This window comes from Alteribacillus persepolensis (assembly GCF_900099605.1).
In the GTDB taxonomy this organism is placed as follows: Bacteria; Bacillota; Bacilli; order Bacillales; family Marinococcaceae; genus Alteribacillus; species Alteribacillus persepolensis.
On the sequence record NZ_FNDK01000012.1, the window covers coordinates 79,234 to 101,423 of the forward strand.

General features: G+C 40.9%; 19 protein-coding genes. 6 read left to right on the top strand and 13 right to left on the bottom strand.

All coding sequences use genetic code 11. The features are described from left to right. Positions 1 to 202 precede the first annotated feature (202 nt). A complete protein-coding gene (locus BLT18_RS10785; RefSeq protein WP_245705242.1) occupies positions 203 to 535 on the bottom strand; it encodes a DUF1516 family protein in 333 nt (110 codons plus the stop codon). A gap of 310 nt (positions 536 to 845) precedes the next feature. On the opposite strand from BLT18_RS10785, the gene BLT18_RS10790 reads away from it, so the two are divergent. Continuing rightward, a complete protein-coding gene (locus BLT18_RS10790) occupies positions 846 to 1,358 on the top strand; it encodes a DUF3231 family protein (RefSeq protein WP_091273832.1) in 513 nt (170 codons plus the stop codon). A 28-nt stretch (positions 1,359 to 1,386) separates the two neighbouring features. On the opposite strand, the gene BLT18_RS10795 is transcribed toward BLT18_RS10790, so the two are convergent. Continuing rightward, a complete protein-coding gene (locus BLT18_RS10795; RefSeq protein ID WP_091273834.1) occupies positions 1,387 to 1,956 on the bottom strand; it encodes a DUF421 domain-containing protein in 570 nt (189 codons plus the stop codon). 377 nt (positions 1,957 to 2,333) lie between these two features. Here BLT18_RS10795 and BLT18_RS10800 point away from each other — a divergent pair, with 377 nt between their 5' ends. Beyond that, complete coding sequence (locus BLT18_RS10800; protein ID WP_091273836.1) at positions 2,334 to 3,140, top strand: 2OG-Fe dioxygenase family protein; 807 nt, start codon at positions 2,334 to 2,336, stop codon at positions 3,138 to 3,140. A 171-nt stretch (positions 3,141 to 3,311) separates the two neighbouring features. Here BLT18_RS10800 and BLT18_RS10805 read toward each other — a convergent pair whose 3' ends face one another. The 3 genes from BLT18_RS10805 to BLT18_RS10815 form a co-directional block, all read right to left on the bottom strand. After that, complete coding sequence (locus BLT18_RS10805; protein ID WP_091273838.1) at positions 3,312 to 3,554, bottom strand: DUF2584 family protein; 243 nt, start codon at positions 3,552 to 3,554, stop codon at positions 3,312 to 3,314. Between the two features lie 431 nt (positions 3,555 to 3,985). Beyond that, positions 3,986 to 5,338: a hypothetical protein gene (locus BLT18_RS10810; RefSeq protein ID WP_091273840.1), complete on the bottom strand. Its 1,353-nt coding sequence runs from the start codon at positions 5,336 to 5,338 to the stop codon at positions 3,986 to 3,988. Positions 5,339 to 5,382: 44 nt separating this feature from the next. Continuing rightward, positions 5,383 to 6,294: a DMT family transporter gene (locus BLT18_RS10815; RefSeq protein WP_245705243.1), complete on the bottom strand. Its 912-nt coding sequence runs from the start codon at positions 6,292 to 6,294 to the stop codon at positions 5,383 to 5,385. A gap of 305 nt (positions 6,295 to 6,599) precedes the next feature. On the opposite strand from BLT18_RS10815, the gene BLT18_RS10820 reads away from it, so the two are divergent. Continuing rightward, the gene (locus BLT18_RS10820; protein ID WP_091273842.1) at positions 6,600 to 6,797 is read left to right on the top strand and encodes a hypothetical protein; all 198 of its coding nucleotides are present in this window, start codon (positions 6,600 to 6,602) and stop codon (positions 6,795 to 6,797) included. A 106-nt stretch (positions 6,798 to 6,903) separates the two neighbouring features. Here the strand turns inward: BLT18_RS10820 and BLT18_RS10825 are convergent, their stop codons facing one another. Further along, positions 6,904 to 7,533, bottom strand: coding sequence for a cell wall hydrolase (locus BLT18_RS10825; RefSeq protein WP_091273844.1), 630 nt, complete (start codon positions 7,531 to 7,533; stop codon positions 6,904 to 6,906). Between the two features lie 186 nt (positions 7,534 to 7,719). Next, complete coding sequence (locus tag BLT18_RS10830; RefSeq protein WP_281242355.1) at positions 7,720 to 9,228, bottom strand: glycine betaine uptake BCCT transporter; 1,509 nt, start codon at positions 9,226 to 9,228, stop codon at positions 7,720 to 7,722. A 289-nt stretch (positions 9,229 to 9,517) separates the two neighbouring features. On the opposite strand from BLT18_RS10830, the gene BLT18_RS10835 reads away from it, so the two are divergent. Then, positions 9,518 to 10,681, top strand: a complete 1,164-nt coding sequence (locus tag BLT18_RS10835) for an acyl-CoA dehydrogenase family protein (RefSeq protein WP_091273848.1) — start codon at positions 9,518 to 9,520, stop codon at positions 10,679 to 10,681. Between the two features lie 197 nt (positions 10,682 to 10,878). After that, positions 10,879 to 11,745 (top strand): SDR family oxidoreductase, encoded by an 867-nt coding sequence (locus BLT18_RS10840; RefSeq protein WP_091273849.1) that lies wholly within the window; start codon positions 10,879 to 10,881, stop codon positions 11,743 to 11,745. A gap of 424 nt (positions 11,746 to 12,169) precedes the next feature. Here BLT18_RS10840 and BLT18_RS10845 read toward each other — a convergent pair whose 3' ends face one another. Further along, positions 12,170 to 13,108: a DMT family transporter gene (locus BLT18_RS10845; protein ID WP_091273873.1), complete on the bottom strand. Its 939-nt coding sequence runs from the start codon at positions 13,106 to 13,108 to the stop codon at positions 12,170 to 12,172. A 163-nt stretch (positions 13,109 to 13,271) separates the two neighbouring features. Between BLT18_RS10845 and BLT18_RS10850 the strand changes: the two genes are divergently transcribed. Next, positions 13,272 to 14,576, top strand: coding sequence for a globin-coupled sensor protein (locus BLT18_RS10850; protein ID WP_175487474.1), 1,305 nt, complete (start codon positions 13,272 to 13,274; stop codon positions 14,574 to 14,576). Between the two features lie 404 nt (positions 14,577 to 14,980). On the opposite strand, the gene BLT18_RS10855 is transcribed toward BLT18_RS10850, so the two are convergent. The 5 genes from BLT18_RS10855 to BLT18_RS10875 are packed head-to-tail and all read right to left on the bottom strand — an operon-like array spanning position 14,981 to position 21,894. Continuing rightward, positions 14,981 to 16,777 (bottom strand): IucA/IucC family protein, encoded by a 1,797-nt coding sequence (locus tag BLT18_RS10855; RefSeq protein WP_245705244.1) that lies wholly within the window; start codon positions 16,775 to 16,777, stop codon positions 14,981 to 14,983. Positions 16,778 to 16,794: 17 nt separating this feature from the next. Further along, positions 16,795 to 18,084 (bottom strand): lysine N(6)-hydroxylase/L-ornithine N(5)-oxygenase family protein, encoded by a 1,290-nt coding sequence (locus BLT18_RS10860; protein WP_091273852.1) that lies wholly within the window; start codon positions 18,082 to 18,084, stop codon positions 16,795 to 16,797. Further along, positions 18,074 to 18,640 carry a GNAT family N-acetyltransferase gene (locus tag BLT18_RS10865; RefSeq protein WP_091273876.1) on the bottom strand — a complete coding sequence of 189 codons (567 nt, stop codon included), beginning with the start codon at positions 18,638 to 18,640 and terminating at the stop codon, positions 18,074 to 18,076. Before BLT18_RS10865 ends, BLT18_RS10860 begins: the two co-directional genes overlap by 11 nt. Then, complete coding sequence (locus BLT18_RS10870) at positions 18,618 to 20,375, bottom strand: IucA/IucC family protein (protein ID WP_091273854.1); 1,758 nt, start codon at positions 20,373 to 20,375, stop codon at positions 18,618 to 18,620. The genes BLT18_RS10865 and BLT18_RS10870 overlap by 23 nt, the downstream gene beginning before the upstream one ends. Then, positions 20,368 to 21,894, bottom strand: coding sequence for a pyridoxal phosphate-dependent decarboxylase family protein (locus BLT18_RS10875; protein WP_091273855.1), 1,527 nt, complete (start codon positions 21,892 to 21,894; stop codon positions 20,368 to 20,370). The genes BLT18_RS10870 and BLT18_RS10875 overlap by 8 nt, the downstream gene beginning before the upstream one ends. Positions 21,895 to 22,190 lie beyond the last annotated feature (296 nt).

A 22,190-nucleotide genomic window follows, 5' to 3' on the forward strand; every position in this document is an offset into this window, starting at 1 on the left:
GGATAGCTCTGGTTTTTCATGGCTCCATAAAGGTTGCTTGGAGGGACTCCATCTCTCCCTTTTTGACTGGATGCTCGACTGGGACGGGCAGCGCTTTCGTTGCTGCTCTTCCTGCAGACACCGTGCCTGATTGCCATTAAAGAAGGGACAGCCGGAAAAACACGATACACCCATCCAAACGTTCGCCAAAGAACCTTTTTATTTATCCAATGACGTTAAAACCTAAAAGCAGCACAACAATAATTAACACAATACAAGCAGCCCATAGACCACCTTGCGGTTCGCCTCTTTTCTTACGCGCCACAAGCATCTCCATGACTGCAATTAAAAGAATCGCAAGCACCCCTTTTAAAATATATAAAAGTGGAAAACCATAAAAGACAAGCATACCTGCACCAGAAATAATCATAATAAGTGCAAATAAACGCTGCAGCATTAACGTAATTTTTTGTTTAGCAAAAAGATAGCTAATCACAAAAAACAAAATGAGAAAAAACCATGATCCGGCATGGGATTCATAAAAAATGCTTTCCATCTCCTTCATTCTCCTTTTCATATGAAATGGTCTCTCTTCCCAATATATAGAAAGTCCTCTCCACCTGCAACATCAGCAAACGTTTGTTAATAGAAGTATCACTTTTTAGTATCGCGTCGCTTTTTCAAAGCGCTGCTTTCCTGCATCCATCATTCGGTTATCTTTTAGTAACACTGGTGTGAATGGCACTATTCTCCTTTTATAATTACCGCTACATTGCACAAGCTAAACGGTGTCGGTTTCTTTATATAATCATTCATGAAACCGTACAAAAAGGAGAGCTGTAATGATCTCATGGAGGAGGATAATCATGGGTATTTTAAGTGGTAATCAGTCTGACGAGCCAATGCATTACGGGGAAGTTTTTAGTCTTTGGACGTATTTAACCGGCCTTAAGGGAGCCATTTCCAGTTATCAAACGTATATGAACCACGTTGGAGATGCAGACTTGTTCAAGCTGATCGAAGACATGGTTGATAATGCCCGCACAGAAGAAATTGAAATTGAAAAAGTGCTAAAAGAAAATGGAGTGGGGATGCCACCATCACCACCAGAGCGCGCTTATACCCATCCAGAAGATATACCGGTTGGAGCGCGTTTCAATGACCCTGAAATCTCCGCCATGATAAGCAAAGATATCGCCACAGGACTCGTGGCATGCAGCCAAATTATTGGCGAAAGCACTCGTGAAGATATTGCGATGTTATTTGGCCAATATCACACCAATAAAGCACAAACGGGTGCAAAACTGCTCAGAATGAACAAAGAAAAAGGCTGGCTCGTTCTGCCTCCGCTTCACATGAACGCATCTGTCACTGTTTAAGGACAAGGAGGAGGATCTCTCCTCCTCTTTATTGAAATTTCTCGTTGTTTTCTACATCATGTTTTTTATTCGTCGTTTCTCGAAAGACATTATGCGGATTTTCTGTCTCTTGCAGTGTTTTTCCTAAGAGCTGCTCCACGTCTTCCACTGTAGCCGGTCGTTTTGTCGGCATCCATTCATAACCCAGTTGCCCATTAGGCTCTAACGTTGCTGTTTTTAAGTCAGCTGCATTCGTAATGCCTTGCTGCCTCAACCTCAGCTCTAGCTGATCCACAGTAAACCGCAGCTTTTTTAAAGTATCGTACTGAATGTTTCCGTCTTGTATAACCACTTGCGCTTTTCCAGTTAAGATCCCTTCGATGGTATTAAATTTAACTTGTAAATACTCCATCAGTAATAAAAACCCGATAAAAATAGCCGATGATGCAATCGTTTTCCAGATCGATGTTTCCACGATTGGCTGGATAATTAATGATCCTATTGAAATCATAATGACTGTCTGAGCCACTGTCATTTGACTAATGGACTTTCGGCCTGCCACACGCAGTAACAATAATCCCCCTAACACCAGCACTATTGATTCCCAAATAAAATCCATTCTATCAACCTTCCCACACTATTTTGTCTTATTATGTGAAAAGGCTCAAAGAACATTCCCTGTTGAAGTGTCCATAAAAAGATTGTTCTGCAAACATTGCTGCCGGGCTTCTGACGGGAATTTTTTGCTCATTGGCCTCCGGACAGCGGCTCTGTTTCCCGGCACTTCTCTCTCCATGTAGGAGACAGCTGCTCTTGTCCTTTCCCAATATTAACCTCTTTTTGAAAGTGATGCTAAAAGGTTTCAACACAGCCATTGAACTTTACATCAATCTTTGCTGTGTACTACCCTCACAAGGTATCTAATATTTTTCTTTGCGTGGAAACGTGATAAACTTTTTAATGGTTTAGAGTTATTATGATTTGGAGGTCATAAACGTGAGCCGATTAAAAGACACCGGGTTTGCCTATTACGATTTAAAAAAACAGCTGCAATATGAAGATTTAGAAAAAGATTTACAACAGCTGACCCTTGCGTTTGATCATTTACCTATAGATGAATACGCTCCTCATTTAAACCGCTACCGCCGGTATGCTAGAGCAATTATTATGCCTAAAACATATGACATTCAATGGCTTCCTGAATCCACTGTTAACAAGAAATCATACTATGAATATTTTCAGGGAAGCTTTAATCCTGAATACACAGGGGAATATCGACGCTTTCCGTCGCTGAAAAAAGAAACGATGAATAACCGTCTGTTAGAGAAAATCATACGCTTTGATTTCAAGGAAACATTTTGGATGCGAGAAGATGCCTTAATGCCTTTCCATGCAGGTGTGCATTTTGTAAAATTGCAAGTGGATGATGAGGGAGAAGAAGCTGTATCGTCCCCGAATAATCTTCATCAAGACGGAGAACCGTTCACATTTGCGCACTTAATCAAACGGCACAATATTCAAGGCGGCTGGAATGCTATTTCTCATCCTGCCAATCGTGGAAAAATGCCTGAAGATATTAATAAAGCCGATATGAAAGCTTCCTTTTATTTAGAAGAACCATTGGAATCATACGGCGTATACGACCCGCTTGTTACTCATTATGTCAGCAAAGTAAAAACAGGAGAAAAGCAAGGACCTGGCGAACGCTGTGCAATTTTGATTGATTTTCAGCCAACAGTCATTGCTAATCCAGATGAAGTTCGAAGCATGCGCGGCAATACAACAGAGATGGTATTTGTATAATCAACAAAAGAGCTGCATCCAAGAGAAAACACCTCTAGGAGCGCTCTTTTTGACACTATACATATTAGTATGTGCCGTTAACACGTGGAAACTCCGCGCACACATGCCAAAAGGCTGCCGCCTGCACCTAATGGATGATGCCAGCCCGGTTTTCTTGATGCAGTGTTTCTATTAATTGACGGAGCTGAGTGATATAAGTTCATAATGCAGAGTCGTGCATCCCGTAGCCCATTCCATTTTTGTAATAATCGCTTTTCCAAATGGCGCCTTTTCCTCATTCGTTTGAATAGGCAGCATCGTATCGAGCGGGAACATATGATACCCCTCTTTTACTAAGCGAAACGAACGCTCCCCTAATCGCTCGGCCTTTTTATGCGTAACAATCTCCCAGTTCATTTCTATCGAAAAGCTCATTATATTCCCTTCTTTCTTACACTGATAGGATTTAGAAAAATCAGTATAAGTGCAGGCGAGGCAACTTGCAAGTCTCACAGTGCGGGAGCCTGTTCGGCTTTGTCCTAGTATGTGACATCCTTAGCCAAACTTCCTTCTTACAGGGCGCTAGTCAAGTTTTCTTTATCCAACAACGGTATGTTCAATGAATCTTCATCACTTATATATATTCCATATCTCTTTCTACATTCCTGCCCCCTTTTATACCGGCCTCGCAAAGACCTTTGTTGTTCATGTAAGCAACGATAGAGGACAGAGCTTGTAAAAAGGCGCAAGCTGCATATTATGCGAAACAAGCGTCCGTTACATTTCGAAAAAAAAGAGCCGCGCAGTGCAGCCCGCTTTCATCGATAGCTTCGTCCTAACACCAGCTGTACCAGACAATAGAATCTTTATAAAAGCAAATACGCAAGAAACACACCAATTACCCCGAACATAAAGGCAAATGGGAGATTCCACACCGTCAGCTGGTAAGGGTTGCGTTTTGTATATTGACTCATCATCGTGATAGGAACGTTAAACGTACCTGCCGCATCATTTGCCAGCGTAGCGGTAATCATCACAATCGAAATGCTGACTGGATTAACTTGTCCAAGCAGCGGCTCTACTAATAAGCCCTGCAAGCTAATCGTAACAAGTGGATGAATGCCTGCAAACGCTAGACCAAGTGCACTTACCTGCAGCAAGAAAAACAGCAAAATCGGTTGAGTTCCCAATGTGGAAAAAATTTGACGAAACACTGTAAACAAATCTGCTTCATGAACGACTTCATTAAAAAAGCCTAACGTTAAAAATAACAGCATAAAGTTTTGCATTGTCTTCATTTGCTGAGGCCAAGTAAGAATATTATAACGCCAAAATGTTTTGCTGCGCTTGATAAAAGCTGCCCATATCAACGTATACGGAAGAATAATAACAATAATGGCTTCAAAAAAATCAATCGCAAACAAAAGTGAAAACAATGCTGCTGTACTAATGAATAAGATAAGAAATAAAGCCATTTGTCCAAGCTTTTTTATTTCTGTTCGTGTTATCACATCTCCCTGCTTGGACGTAGTGTCAAAGCTGTACTTCCGGTATTTTACTGCAGTCGACAGCCAGTCAAGCATGAGCATAAATAATGAAAAACTGAGCAGCCAAGGCAGCACCGTCAAATAAGATACACTGGTAATACTTAAAACGAGTGCAATGTATACTTCAATGGGACTCCATACATTGACGCTGGCAATGGAACGAAGCATGGACTGTGTAGCGAAGCGGTGGAAGATGTCTTCAGAAAATCCGTGCAAACGCTTTTGTACGAAACGGTAAACAACTGGAATAGCCGATAAAAAAATAAATAAACCTAACACATAATGTGTAAAGGACGTCCGGCGGTAAAACTGTCCTAAGTGTCGAGTGTTGGATTGCAGCAATCGATACAGCGCTCTCTCATAGCGGCCAACAATCATAAAATGCTGAATAAAAGGAATCATATACAGCAGAGACAAAAGCAAAGCCATGGATGTAAAATAAGCCGGCAGTTCCTGAAGCGGCAAATCATTTATCACAAATAAACAAACGGAAACACTAAAAAAAACAAGGGACAGCACTTGATACGTGCGGTTTGCTCCCGTAAATGATAAAACAAGAGCAAACATCCCGGCACAACCCATGACATAGCGCAGCCCTTCACCACCTGCAAAAATATGCATCACATATAAAATCACATATACTGTATAGATAAGTAATCGAACATCTTGCATGGTATTGCCTCACTCTACGCAGTAATACATTTTCTGTTATCGTATCACATTTGTTTTTGCCTTTTGACAAACTTTTGTTTTCTTGAGAATACAGCAAGTAAAATAGCAGAGAATACAAGAGTAATTCCGATATTTTGCCAAATGCTTAACATATCACCAAAAACCACTACTCCTACCGCCACCGCAACAACGAGTTCCATAGTCGATAATATGGCTGCGTGGCTGGATTCGATATATTTTAAACCAGCCGTGTAGAGAATGTAGGCGGATATAGTGGATACAAACACACTTAACAACGCGTTCACCCATGCCATTGGTTCTGTCTTAAAAGGTTCGAGGTGGTGTGTAATGCCGCTAATGGGAAAGAGAAACACTGCTCCGCAAAGCATCGAATAAGCAGTGATGGTAACAGAATGATACTTTTGGCTGACGAATTTACCAATAATACTGTATAAAGCACAAAAAAATCCCGCAGCTACACCAATGAATAGTATAGAAAATGTAATATTCATCTCCCCATTTGGAAGCAGACCTGCTACCAAGCTGCATCCGATAAGCGTCAGAATGGTAGCTGCTGTTTTGTTTTTCGTAATTGGTTCACGAAATACAAATCGTGAAATTACAGCTACGAAGATGGGACTTGTATAAAGTAATACAACGGCAATAGAGAGAGTAGACCGCTCCATCACGGTAAAATAGCACCAATTAAACAGCGCGATACTCACCACACCTAAACCAATAAAATGAGGAATATCGCGAATGTAAATCTTTAACAAGTATGGCCGAATCACACCAATCAAACAAAACATGATGAATGCAGATAACGTCATACGAATCGTCACTACGTGCAAAGGCGATAGACCAAATGCATAAAGATTTTGGACAAACAAACCTGTCAGTCCCCAAAATGAAGCTCCAAGTGCTGTGATACCATAGGCCGTCATCGTGCTACGCATTCTCATCACCCTCTTACCGTCGTTTTATACGGGTTGGGCTGTACCCTTGCCTGAGCAGAAGCAATATAATTTTCTCATGTTCACCTGTGCCTGACCACCGCCTTGCCATATTATATAGAAATAGTTTTGACCTTTTTCGACCAACAAAAAATACAAATTACTTTATTTCTTCATTGACACATTACAAAAAAGTGTTTACATTTTAACCAATTCCATCTTGCAGGTGACGGTACAGCCGACACATAATACTTGATTTATGGAAGCAGTTGATTTACATTACTAACTACGTGAAGGGGGTCTTATAGATGGAAAACAATGAAAAGGAATCCTTGTTTGAAAAAGGAGAACTATTGTTATATGACAACAAAGAATGCAGAGTGATTGCAGAATACGAACGAACTATATGTGTTGAATTTACACATTACCCTTTCGCAGGGGAGGAAGAAGAATACCCTTACCCACGTGTCATTCTTCTCAAAAACGAAGTTCAGCGGCCTTCCTGACAGCTGTCTTGCTTTTGAGGCATAACACACTCAGCTGACCGCTCCATAAAGAAATAGCCATCTAAGGCAGAAGCACAAAAAAAGCCGGCTTGAACGCCGGCTTTTTTTAATTCGCAAATACGTGGTTACCGATTTGTTTTTGTGTTGTGCGTGTAAAAATCCACTCCGAGGTGGCTAAGACCGGATTATAATAATAATGGGCACCTTGTGACGGATCAGTCCCTTGCCATGCGTCCTTTACTGCCCGGTAAGCTTCTGCATTGGGCTCTAAATGATACTGGCCATCTGCCACAGCTGTAAAAGCATTCTTTTCTTTAATAACCCCTTCGACTGTTCCTGGAAACTCAGGAGATTGTAAACGATTTTTAATAACAGCTGCCACAGCAACTTGTCCATTAAAAGATTCTCCTCGTGCTTCCCCATGTACTACCTTGGCTATTTTTCTTACATCTTCTAATTGTTGGGTAGTATTTGTTCCCGCTATTCCATCAATCAGAAGTCCAAAATCCCGTTGAAACTGTTTGATCGCTTCTGTCGTCAACGGACCATAATACCCTGTTGCATTACTATGTAAGTAACCCATATTGATAAGTGTCTGCTGCAGTTCTACCACCTCTTTTCCCCGGTCTTCCTTTTTTAGTACACTGCTTTCGCCTTGCATACGTTCAGTCGAAAGAATAAAACACATGAGTGCAGACATAAGAACGACTGAACAGTACCTCGCTTTTTTTCTCATATAAAACCTCCTTTTTTCTTTCATCCCCTTTCTTTCGACTTTTAAACGTATTTTCCTGCTATCTAGAAGAATATCCCACCTAAATCACAATCACGATAAAAAAACATCAGCCTTCCCGCCTATAATGGCAGCTCTTTTCATGAAAAAAGAACCAAGCTCGTCACAAAGAACTCAGCTCTTTCATTACTACTTCGCTTGCTTTGATTCCTTTTTCATCTTTGATTTCTCTTGTTTCAATGCTTTAAACAACGCCACAATCATGAGTAACGTAATAATGGAAAACGGGAATGCAGCAACAATCATTGTGTTTTCCAATGCTTGCAAACCACCTGAATACAAAAGAATAACCGCTGTTGCTGATAACATAATCCCCCACGTGAATTTTACTTTCGTAGCTGGATTTAAAGACCCATTCGATGTTTGCATACCGAGCACAAATGTTGCTGAATCAGCTGATGTGATGAAAAAGGTGGAGATTAATGTAATAGCCACGATAGACATCACAATTCCAAAAGGAAAGTGCTCAAATGTCCCAAACAATGCTTCTTCCGTTGCTAATTCTGAAATTGCAGCCGTTCCTTCTGTCTCTAGCAAAATCGATGCTCCACCAAAGATAGAAAACCATAAAAATCCGACAACAGAAGGAACAATTAATACGCCAGTTGTGAATTCACGCAGCGTGCGTCCTTTTGATACCCTTGCAATAAAGGTCCCGACAAACGGCGACCATGCAATCCACCATGCCCAGTAAAAAATCGTCCAGCTGTTAATCCACTCTCTTGCATCCTCTTCTAAAGGGGCAATTCGAAAGCTCATACTCGGCAGTGTCTGCACATATTTACCTAACGTATGAGTGAAAAGATTTAAAGAAAATAACGTTGGACCAACGATGAGCATAAATAAAAATAACAAAAATGCTAATATCATGTTTACGTTACTCAAAATACGAATTCCTTTATTTAGACCTGTCGAGGCCGACAATAAAAACAAGAAGGTGACGATGGCAATAATAACAAATTGCATCCAAAATGAGTTGGGAAGGCCTGTCAAAAAGGCAAGTCCGCCATTAATCTGTACAGCTCCAAACCCAAGCGTTGTTGCTACCCCGGATACAGTGGCCGTAACAGCCAAAATATCAATCGCTTTCCCAAGGCCTCCCTCTGTATTCATAATAGGGCTTAATGTGGCACTAATCATACCAGGTGCGTCTCGTCTGAATTTAAAATAAGCTAAGCAGATCGCAATAATGGCATAAATCGCCCATGCGTGAACGCCCCAGTGAAAATACGTAAACCGCATTGCTTCTAATATAGCTTCATCTGTGCCTTCTGTTACTGTTGGGGAATTCGTTGCATAGTGATAAACAGGTTCAGCAGCACCCCAAAAGACAAGGCCAATCCCCATGCCGGCACTAAACAACATGGCAAACCATGAAGGAAGGCTGTACTCTGGTTTGTCATCCGGCTTTCCGAGTTTAATCTTGCCATAGGGGCTAATAATAAAATAAAGACAAACAACGACAAAGACAGAAACGACAATCAGGTAATACCATCCGAAGCGATTTGCGATAAATCCTTGCGCCGCTGATGTTATATTTTCTAATGCATCTGGTGCAATCACACCAATAAGTATAGCAATTAACAGAATGCCTATTGTTACTTTAAAAACAGTACCTGTTTTTCCTACTTCCATCATACCAACTCCTCTTTTCGGTATGACTTAGTATGGAATTTTCCCACGTTTTTATCCATTTGGTATCAGCACTTTTACATGACTTATCTGTTTCTCATCGTTTAAAATAAGAAAAGTGCCTTGAAAGAAGGAAATTCGGCTAAAAGCATCACATCCTGTGGCAACACCGAAGGAGGAAACAGGTTTTCCACTATGCAGAACGTGCCAGCGCCTGCTTGTGCCAGACATAAAAACACCAACTTTTATCCTTTCTTATCCTTTAAACAAAACTGCAGCTAGAGGAGGAAAAACGATGAATATATCCGCTTTCAGTAAGATGGAAGAACGGCTTGCCGCCTTAAGAAAGACTGCTTCTTCTTTTTCCGAAAAAGCAGACATACATGATAAACACGGAACGTTTCCGAAAGAAAACATTCAAGCGTTAAAAGATATCGGCTACACATCGTTAACTGTCCCGAAACGCTTTGGCGGAAAAGACATTTCATTAACGGAACTAGTAAAATCACAGGAAATCATTGCGGAATACGATGGTTCCACCGCTTTATCCATTGGTTGGCACATGGGTATTGTGAAAAATATAAATGAGCAGAAAATATGGCCTGAATCACTATATCAAGACTTTTGTCAAGAAGTTCTGGAAAATGGGACATTATTAAATAACACCGCAACAGAACCGGCTACGGGAAGCCCCACACGCGGTGGAAAACCAGAAACAACAGCTGTTCAAGACAAAAACGGCTGGAAAATAACCGGGCGAAAAACATTTACAACCATGGCACCAGTGCTTGATTATTTTGTCGTCAGCGCTACCATTCCTGCAGAAGATAAAGTAGGAAATTTCCTTATTCCTAGAAACAGCAGAGGACTGTCTATTGAAGAAACGTGGGACTCTATTGCCATGAGAGGCACAGGCAGCCATGATCTTGTTTTAAAAGATGTCTATGTTTTAAGTGACGCTCTTGTGCATTACGTCACACCAGGAGACAAAAAGGCTGCCGGATGGCTTTTACACATTCCAGCCTGCTATCTTGGCATTGCCAAAGCTGCACAAAAGCACGCTGTTCAATTTGCAACAAGCTATTCTCCTAACAGTATTGACGGCACTATCTCCGAACTACCTAATGTAAAACAGAAATTAGGCGAAATGGAATTACTTGTACAAAAGAACAGTCATTTTTTGTATAGCGTCGCCCGACAATGGGATGAATCAACGGACAAGGAACAACAAAAAATGAAACCAGAATTAGGAGCTGTAAAATACAGTGTCGTTAACGATGCTGTAACGATAGTCGATACAGCAATGAGGGTTGTCGGTGCAAGAAGTTTATCTGAGAAAAACCCGCTGCAGCGCTATTACCGAGACGTTAGAGCCGGCCTCCATAACCCGCCAATGGATGATATGACTATTATGCTGCTTGCTGCCGATTCCATAAACAGAGCTGGAACTTCGTCTTAACGGATCCAGCTCCGTTTTCCTTTCTCTTATTAAACAAGTTTTAAAGCACCTGATTTTCATCCATGAATGACAACCAAAACCGTCGTTTGTCTAATTCTACCAGCAGTTATATATCAAGCTTCTTGTTTATGTCTTCTCATGATGTGGAACAAATAAAACAGTTCCATTTCCCGGGATATCTAAAGGAGGAAGCAGATATGAATATCAGACAACAACAAACAGATGGCCAGCCCCCTCAGACACAGCCAAGACAGCCTGGTATTGAGTCTAAAATGAATCCTTTGCCCGTTCAGCCAAAAGAATACAAAGGCAGCGGTAAACTAAAAGGACAGACTGCATTAATTACGGGAGGAGACAGCGGAATTGGGCGTGCTGTTTCTATCGTTTATGCGAAAGAAGGAGCCAACGTTGCTATTGCTTACTTAGACGAACATGAAGATGCAAAAGAAACGAAAAAACTGGTGGAAGCAGAAGGAGCTAAATGTCTGCTTCTTTCTGGCGATCTAAAAAAAGAAGCTTTTTGTCAAAGTATTGTCCAAAAAACTGCAGATGAATTTGGGCGATTAGATATTGTAGTGAACAATGCGGCTGTACAATATGTAAGAGATGACATCTTTGGTGTGTCAGCCGAACAGTTAGAAGAAACATTTCAAACCAACTTTTATTCTTACTTTTACGTTACCAAAGCAGCCATCCCTCATTTAAAGGAAGGCAGTTCCATTATTAATACTACCTCGATTAATGCCTACCGCGGCCATCCAAACCTTATCGACTACTCAGCAACAAAAGGAGCTATTGTAGCTTTTACAAGAAGTCTTGCAGAACCTCTGGCAAAGCAGGGTATCCGCATTAACATGGTCGCACCAGGGCCTGTTTGGACTCCATTAATTCCATCCACCTTCCCAGCAGAAGAAGTAGCAAATTTTGGCACAACTGGTCCAATGGGCCGGCCTGGGCAACCATCGGAACATGCCGGTGCATATGTGTTTCTTGCTTCTGAGGAATCTTCCTATATGACCGGTCAGTCTATTCACATTAATGGCGGTGAATTTATCTCTTCTTAGAGGGTATACACAGGTTATTAGAAAACAACGCAGCTTGCCGCTCCCCCTTTCATCCTTTAGAAGTACAGGTAGAAGCTTTGTTGCAATACACCAATCATCAACATGATGTTGATGAGGTTAGTGACTCATCCATACGACAAGAAAAAGCAGTTGTCATTTCTTATGACGACTGCTTTTATCTGGATTCTCATACAAATGTTGTACGAATAGATGGTGGACTTTGTTACATTTTAGAAACGCTCATCTTTGCTCAAAGGTGAACGGATCAGAAAAACGGCGGCATCCAATGTAAGGGCTTGGCAGCAAGTAATAACTTTTCCGAATGTGGTGAGCTTTTCTATACTGTTTTGTCCGTTTCTTGCTTCCATCCTCCACTAATCTCATTCCCACGACATGAGAAAACGATGAAACATCCGTCATTTTCCTATTTCACACGCTGACGTTCTGTTTTCATTCCATACTCCTGTGCTTTTGCTCTGCTGACCTTAACTTTTCTCGTTTTGGTAGTGAGCAGCACACCGCTTATCACCACGAGAGCTCCAAATACTTGAATCATCGTGATATCTTCACCAAGAAAAAGGAGTGACCCTAGAATTGTGAAGACAGGCAGTAAATTAAGAAACACAGATGCCTGTGACGGCCCAACTTCTTCCACGCCTTTATTCCACAGTATTAACGCAATGAGTGACGGAAAGATACCCAGATATAATAAACCTAATAAATGGTTAAATTGAAAAACTGCCGGAAATCCCCCTATTATCCATTCCGTGGCCGCAATCGGAAACAGCACAACATTGGCCGCAGCAAGCATGACCAGTAAACTTCCGTATATAGGAAATTTCGTCATATGAAACTTAACTAAGATAGAATAAGCAACCCACGTTAACACGGCTGCAACCATAATGATGTCGCCTGCATTAAATGCAAAGCCGCGAATGACCTGCCAGGATCCTTCCGTTATCACCCAAACAGCACCACTAACGGATAAAATCACGCCCAGCCACTGCACACCTAATAGCTTCTCCTTTAAAAATATCATGCTGAATAAAATAGTCACTACTGGGATGGCAGATTCCATAATTGCTACATTTGTTGAACTTGTAAATTGCAAAGCCGCATAAATAAATGAATTAAAAAAAGCCACGCCAGTAAGGGCTAGACCTAATAACGGCTTCCACTCGTGTTGAAAAACATGCCGATGCTCTTTCGCTTGTTTAAAACCAATGGGAAGCACTATCAAAAAAGCGATAAACACACGAAAAAAAGCAATCGTGTAAGGGGGCAATTCATTAATCGCTTTTCCCACAATAATATTACCGGAAAATATGATAACGGTAAGAAATAAAAATACATATGCTTTCATACAAACAACTCTCCCTTTGTCATCGCTGCCCTTTCATCTTACACCTCTCTTTCCTATCATTGCACCCACTATCTTTTCAAACAAACTTAAAAAACATCACGTCAAAACCGAAGTAATAAGTATACGTACAGTAAAATGGAATAAAAACAGGAGGCGTGTGACCGTGAAACGCTTATTGCCTTTTTCAAAACAAAAACAGAAAGCATCATTTTCTCTAAGCAGTGACAGTACAGATATTATCCTCACCCTTGACGAGCACAACGATTTAAAAAAACAACTGAACATTATTCAGTTCACAAAAGACGATTTACGTATTATCAAAAGTTTAGAACCACTGGTTACAGATAATATCGAAGAAATTACAGATGAATTCTACAGCACCATTACTGACCAACCGGTCTTGCTTAATATTATTGAACGTCACACTAGCGTTGAACGACTTAAAAAAACATTTACTACACATATTAAGGAAATGTTTTATGGCCAAATAAATAAGACTTATGTAGAAAAAAGGAAACAAATTGCCTATGCTCATGTTCGCATTGGTCTCCCAACCAAATGGTACATGGCTTCGTTTGAAAAACTGTACCATTCTTTGATTCACGTTTATACCTCTGCCATCGAAGATCCGGACGATATCGTTTGTGCGATTACAACAACGAGCAAGTTATTAAACTTTGAACAGCAAATTGTGCTAGAAGAATACGAAAACGAACATGAACGTATACGGCAGGAACAAGAGGCAGCGAAAGAAGAATTACATCACCACGTCAGCGAAACGGCCGGCGAATTATCCTCTATTTCTTCCCACACAAGTGAATCCGTAGTGAGCTTGAAAACACAATCAAGCGAAACAGCAGCACTTGCCAAAAAAGGTACGGAGCTTGCCTTACACTCAAAAAGCCTTGCCGATAACGGCAAACAGCAATTACAGTCTGTTCGCCAAAACATGAATGATGTGGTGAGCAGCGTTGAACGTATTAGCCGTCACGTACAAAAGTTAAATAGTATTTCTAATCAAATGAATGAAGTGATTGACTTAGTTGATAAAGTTTCTGAACAAACGAATTTACTGGCTCTAAATGCTTCCATTGAAGCAACTCGGGCAGGAGAACACGGCAAGGGGTTTGCGGTAGTAGCAAGAGAAATTCGAAAACTTTCCACACAAACGAAGTCATCAACCAAACGAATCGCTGAATTAATTGAAAATGCTTACGAACAAAATATACGAGTAACCTCCTCCGTCGATACCATTCAAGAACTTGTACAACAGGGTTCTGGAGGTATCGACCACACCGACAAACACTTTAACGATATTGTAGCGGCTATGACAGATACCAAAGAACAAAATGATAGTATTGAACATGCACTAAAAACACTGCTTCATTCCGTGGAATCGATTGAAAAAGCCTCCAAAGAAGCGGCAGCTGCAGCCAGTCAATTAGATTCAGAAACAGATATGATTTAACGGATTCCCAAAGGAAATCTCCCTCTTCAAGCGCAGCTAAGTGGCGGGCAGTTCACTGTTAACTGCACGTTATGCTTTTACAGAAGAAACTGCCTCAAAAATAATATACAACCTAAAGAATGGAAGAAAGCAAAGCGCAAGTGTCTTGAAAGAGAGACGTTCGGTTAAGGTGAAGGAGCTTCTGTAAGGTACTTCACCTTAGCACGCACACGTCCTCTGGCAACGCCGAACCGGTCCACGTCGTGTGTGCCTGAGCGAGCAGGGCTTGCGCTGGACAATGAAAACGCCAACCTTTTATACCTTCCTATTCTTTAAAGAAAAAACCCAAGAACGTTGGTTGACCAACATTCTTGGGTTTTGATTCAGGCACACCTTTCATTACAATGACCTTGTAAGACGGCTGCTTATTCATTATGCAAAAATGCTAATGCATTTGTAACTTTCCCGTATTCTGAGGCATGCGGCCTGTCATTCCTATCACCGTACCCTTCTGCCAACATGCGATTACGATTTAAGCAAAGCTTTGACATTTTAGGCTTAAAAAGATCAAATAACTCAAAACGATCCGCAAGCTCAGGGAACTGCTCCTGATAATGTAAAATCTCTTTTCTTACATAAAACCAAAAATCTTTCTCCGTTACGAGTCCTTTCCTTGCCAGCAAATCGGCCAAGTATCGATAGTGGCAAATGAACAACCCAGTAAAAATAAATTGTGTCAATCCTTCTGGCGGTTCACTTCTCAATACATTTTTCACATTGCTGTCTATACCTTGCAACTCCGGCAGCGGCTGATCACTGATATTTACGTCATCTACAAAGTCTTTCATAACCAAACGCTTCGGCTGCCCATTTTCTAATACAAGCACTGTGTTTTGTCCATGCGGAGAGAACACAATACCATACTGATACAAGTAATGAAGAAGCGGCGGTAAAATCGCGGCATGCAGTTGTTTCACCCATTCTGCAGCAGAAAGGCCGGACTGCTGTATCCAATGTTCAGTCAGCGTATCACCGTTTTGGTCTTCATACAGCAGTGCCGCCAACGTTATCGGCTGTTCATTGCCAGCCACTACATTATATATACTTTCACGCCAAATAACACCAAGCATTTCTTTGTACTGATAAGGGATGCCCTCTACCTTGTCATATGCCGGATGAGTTACGTGTACGCTGGCCTCTTCTCCAAGCAAATGGAGGCGGCATGTATTTTTCAAATAATGATCGTTTTCCCAAATGGTTTTAATGAAGTTCGTCACTCGCGGCGCAATCACCGTTCGCTCCCCTGGCAGCCCTCTGTAGACTAATGTGTTTAAAATGCTTATCGGCAATTTTACGTGGTATTTTTTTTGATCTGTTTTATTGACAAACGTGCGAATGGATTGCTGCGGGAGATATTCGTCCTCCCCCTTTCCTAGCGGAATAATGCTTTTGTCAGCAATTTCTTCAGCAAAACGCTGTATAATAACATTTTCCCACTGCCAAGGATGAACAGGAAGAAAATAGAACTGATTCACATCACGATTTGTTTGACATGCAAGGGTCCGGCACGCTTCATTCCAAAGCGCCTCCCCCATCTCCTCTTTCACAAATGAAAAATTCATATTTTCCAAATGCTGGCCTTGTGCAATATCTTTATGTACAGCAATCCAATACAGAGACACAGGTTTCTTCTGCTCTGGTGCAAATTGAAGATAGTCAGAATAGTTAAACCCTAACCTCCCTTTATTATAGGTAATCCATGGATGTCCGGTCATTTCGCCTTCAAGATCCATGTAATCCATTTTTTCTACCTGCCGGACAGTTCTTTCATTTTTTAAAAAATGGCAATCTGCCAGTAATGTTTGTTCATATTCTTTTAGAAGGTGGCCGACTGTTACACTGTCCATAGCTAAAACTGGCTGTAATTCCAAAAGAAATTCTCTAGCACTTACAGATTCTCTTTGATTGGATACTTTTTTGACAATAGAATTACTATACACTGTATAACTATCAAACAGTCGTTTTTCTGCCCGAAACCGATAGAAAATATTTGGTGAGAGCACCAGTTCAAACTCTATTTGTTTTCCGTTTTTTGTAACTTCTTCAGGTTGAATCATATCTTCATAAATGAACTCCTGCATCATTTTTGCTACGAGTCTCTGGTTAGCTGTTTCCCACGCTTCTGACGTTAGTGACTGCGCTATTTCTGCTGTATGCTTCACGTACGTTCTCTCCTTTTTTATCCAAATTGTTGAAATACGTTATGGTCGTTTATCGAAAATAATTCCCGGCCTGTTATCTCATTAATAATGACAGCATTTCGATACGCGCCCAGTCCTAAATCGGGGGCACCGGGACCATGCGTATGAATTTCTCCGTTCTGCACAAATAAACGCTCTCCGCTGTTTGTTGACGAACGCAAACATATTTCATAATTTCTGCTGACAACAAACCTTTCTTTATCGTCGAGTTCCATGTATTGTTTTACTCTTTCTAAACACGGTGGAAACGCTGGTGTATAGCCTGTTCCCAAGATGAGCGTGTCAGTATCTATGGAAAACGTTTCATTTTTCTCCCATTGCCTGAATGTCAGTGTATAATGCGATGCGTGATTTGTTACTTTTTCTAGTTCACTTATAGGTTTTAAATAAACATTTGCCTTTTCTCCTCCAATCGTCTGCTCATACAGCAAGTCATAGATATCTGCGATTGTTTCAACACTCATTCCTTTATAAAGAAGGTCCTGCCGTGGCAGCAGTTCATCTTTTTGTTTTTGAGGCAGAGAATAGAAATAATCGGTGTAATCTGGAGAAAAATGTTCTAGTCCTAGTTTTGAATACTCCATTGGGAAAAATCCCCGAGAACGAGTGAGCCAATGCAGTGTTTGAGACGATGGTTTGTTTTTCAATATTTCATAGACGACTTCACCTGCGCTTTGGCCTGAACCAATCACCGTAACAGCAGAAGCTTGTTTGATATTCTCTTTGTTTTGTTTAAATTGTGCCGTGTGAAATATATCTTTGGATGGTGTTAATCCGCTCACATCTGGATAAGATGGATTCGTGCCTACACCCATTACCAAGTTTTTCGTTTCATATGTCTCCCATTTCAATGTATTCTGATCACGTACATGTACCACCCAGTGTCCTTCTGCTTTCTCTACTGTTTCTACTCTTTTTCCAAAGCGGCAGCTGGACAGCTTACTTGCAGCCCACTTGCAGTAATGGTTATATTCCTTGCGCGGGATATGAAAATGTTCATAGAAATAAAATGGATATAGCCGATTATGTTCATGTAAATATTCTAAGTAGCTATAAGGATTTTTAGGATCAGCCATCGTTACGAGGTCTGCCATAAACGGCACTTGCAGCGTTGTCCCGTCAAGCAGCATACCAGGATGCCAATTAAATTCTGTCTGCTGCTCAAAAAAAATTGCCTGCACATCTGAAACGCCGTCCACTAAAGCCGCCAGCCCCAAATTGAAAGGGCCAATTCCTACACCTATGACATCAAATTGGTTATGAGTCAATGTTTTCTCCTCCTCTCCTGTGGTAGTGAACCATGAGAAGACCTGTTTTATCCGGGAGATCAATCGGCTTAACTGGCTGAAAACCGCATTTCAAAAACACATGGATCATTTTTTTATTTTCGATATCCGGCTCTGCCAAAACTTTCTCTACTTTCTCATCTTGATATATAACGTTCAGCATCTGCTCTACCATCGGCTCTGCTAAACCTCTCCCCAAATATGACTCCGGTCCAAACAATAAATGAATGCCTTTATCATGCGCAGCCGCATCGTAATAACGTCCGATAATGTCATCTTTAGCTTCATATGTTTCCCAATAACTCATAGGAACGTTTTCTATCACGCCTATCCACATACGTTGATGGGCATCATTTATTGATCTGTCTACATGAGATAAAAATGTATCCCACGGCAGGTTAAGCTGCCAGAAAGGAATCACATGTTCTTTATGCATCCAGGTATATAAACGTTCAACATCCTCTTCCATAGAAAACTCCCGAAATGTAACAAAACGACCGTCCGGCAGCACGCTTCTATGCTCTAATGCTTGTCTCATTTGTTCCAACAGACTGCACCTCCCGCGACACCAATGGATTATGAACAGCTGTGTATACAGACTGAGAAGCTAACGAACCAACTAACTCATCCATGTTATGCACTCGAGTTAACAAGTTAGCTTTCGAAGGAAGTGTTTTTTGATGAAGTAATGTCTGCACCAGCTCAGATTGCGATTGGTCTGCTAGTGGCAGCATATTCATCAATTCTTGACGAAGCTGGTATAAAAGTACCTCTTCTTGCACCAGGCCGCTGGCTCCAAAAGCATTGATTAATCCGAATAAATGATTAAAAAAGATATAGTAGCGCAACCGCTCATCAATCAGCTCATCCGTACAGACCGTATCGCTTTTATCTTTAATATCCGGCACCATTCTTTGCAAGTAGTCCAGTTTAGACTCCGCAAAATAATAGCCTTGATTATCCCGATAATAAAACATGCATGGATATCCTTCGCGCATTTTTAACACAGCGTTTTGCTGATGAGCTTCTAGTCCAATACCATGAATAAAATACAGCCAAAGCAGCGGCTTTATCGAAATGTCCAGATACTGTTGAAACCAATCGACACTCACCTGCTCTGTTTTTCTGTTTTCTTTTGCAGCTATCCTTTCTATAATGCGCTGCAGATGATTCGATTCTTCAGGCAGTGCGTCCTGGCATAATCCTGCTATTAAAGTCGTTTCTTCAGAGTCAGATTGAAATGGATTTTCTCGTATAACAACCTCAAAACCGCTCTCTTTCTCACCCTTTAAGGCAAGATAGGCAGGATCTCGGATAACATAAAATTCAGGGAAAAATGTTTTTAACTGCGTGCCGATTTCACTGTCAAGAATATCGTTAACCACCCGCCCTCTCGTTAATTCCTTTTTTTTATTGACACGCAGCGAATTTGTCACTTTAACTGGTATCGAGAGTTTCCACATGTAGTCAGCTTTTTCGTTATATACTGTTCGAATAGATGAAGTAGCTGACACCTCCTCTCCCATCATTCCCAAATCGATGAAAAGCTCTTCCTTTATCAGCTTTCTGACTCCGTTATCTTCTAATAAGTGTTTTGCTTGCAGCGGATGTAGCGGAAAAAGATAAAATTCTTCCATATGACGAATCGCTTCCCGTTCTTGGTTAGAAAGCAGTGCCCACGCAGCACTGACTGCTTCGTCCCCCTCCACTTCAGCCAACGACTCATGCACTAAAAAATAATGCAGCGGAAACTTCCCTTTGGTTTCAGGAGAGTAAAGACACGTATTTTTTTCATCCATTCCTTGCCGGCTTTTAGGAGTCGGATGCAAGAGATGTCCGAATAAAAGAGATTGTTCTGAGTCAAGAAAATGTCGTTTAGGACAATACAAACTGCTGCGCTCCCCTTGTCTTTCATCTAAAAATAATTCCATATTTTCAACGCTCAACAACACACGCTTCATCAATTCTTGTACAGCGGCATGTTCTGCATTTTGAGAATCCAGTGAAAGTTCCTTTGCCAGTAAACTTGCTAATATGACAACATCAGCTTTGTGCCACTTCGCATCTTGATTCAACCGATACAAAATAGGAAAAGAATAAAGATGACGTTCGGTTATAGAGTAATATTTTAACGGTGCTTTTATCTCTGCCCCTTGTCTTGGAAGCGGGATGTGCAGGGTCCCGGACTTTACGAGACCGCTGCTCGTTTCTCTGACATAACAATTCAAAAAACATTCCATCGCTTTTTGCTGCGCAGTTTCTCTGTTATTCATCTTTCAAACTCCTTTCTTCTAAAAATTTTCCTTTTTCAATAACGGAGGCTATCACTTTCTTTCTTGCGGCTATCTCGGCATCAGGATGTAAAATCGTTATTTTTAAATATTGCCTGTTTTGTACTTTTGTCTTTGACAAAGCCGCTTCTCCATTGAAAAACAACTCTTCCTTGATACGGCGGTTAATCTCATCTGTTTTCTCTGTTGATATATTACTGGTTGGTACATATCGAAACACAATCGTGCTAATCGAAGGAGGGACAGCTGCTTCTAAGTTGTTATACTTGCTGATTTCTTCATATAAACGATTTGTTATGTCTACCAGCTCATCAATCCATTGCCCGAGTGTATTTATCCCAACGTGTTTAAACGTCATTAACAATTTCAACGCATCAAACCTTCTTGATGTCTGCACAGATTTTCCTACTAAATGCAGATTCCCCGCTGTTTCATCTTCTTTTGGGTTTAAATAAACGGCTTGTTGATTATTTACCGCTAAATGTTCTGCTTGTTTGACGAGGAAAACACCGCAGCTTACCGATTGAAAAAGCATTTTATGAAAATCTACCGCAACGGAATCTGCCCGTTCGATTCCTTTCAGCCGATGAGCATGCTTTTGACTGAAGAACAATCCTCCGCCATAAGCTGCATCAACGTGATACCACATGTTTTCCGCTGCTGCGATGTCAGCGATCTCATGTAATGAATCAATGCTTCCAAAATCCGTATTGCCAGCCGTTGCAACAACAACGATAGGAAGCAGCCCGTCCTTTTTCAGAAGCTCTATGCTTTTTTTCAAGGAGGGAATATCTATTTCTTTTTTTTGATTCGTTGGCACGGTAACGACCGCTTTCTCTCCTAATCCTAGCTGTGCAGCTGATTTTTTCACCGTAAAGTGAGCCTCTTCTGAACAAAGAAGACGAAACCGGCTTGCCTCTTTCGGCAGTCCCGATAGTTGAACAGAGTGCGAAAGGTAGTTTTTGCACCATATATCCCGTGCTAATTGAAGCCCCATGTAATTGGACTGCGTTCCTCCACTAGTAAACACACCGTCACCTGTTTCCGGCATTCCAGCAGTATCGAGCAAGTATTTTATGAGACGTTCCTCTATGTAAGTAGCAGCCGGACTTTGATCCCATGAATCCATCGACTGATTTAAAGCACTGATGATTAAGTCTGCTGCCACCGACGGCAGCACTGCCGGACACTGCAGGTGTGCCATGCATTTCGGGTGATACACATTGACAGCAGGGTCGACAGCATATTTTTTAATATCTTGTAAAACTTGCTCCCATACTTGGCCATTTACTGAACTCAATTCCAAATGCTTAAGACGGCTGTGCATTTGTTCTGGTGTCAGACCAATATAAGGCTGGCTTAATTCTTCCAATGTATCGGTTAACATTTGAACAGTCATGTCTACCTTTTTTTGAAAAGTTTCGTTTGTCGAAGTATTCATCCCTATAAAAAAATGCTCCAATGACTTTTCTGGTGCGATACTGCTTTCTGCCAAAACCATAAGAAAGACCCTCCACTCCTTTTTGATATTGATAATTATTCTCAATAATGTTATAAAAAAATAACACCTAGTAAAGTTTTAAGTGTCGAAATAATTGATAATGAATTTCAATTTCAATTATGACTATACGGCATATATTTACACACAGTCAATCACTTTTATAGAAATTAGGAATAATTTATTAATTATTCTCACTTTTTATGTCTGGCTTATACTTTCTCCTCTCTATTAAAAGCGGAATAATGTATGTACTATAATACAAATAACCCTGTGTACTTTTTGGTATATTGTACTAG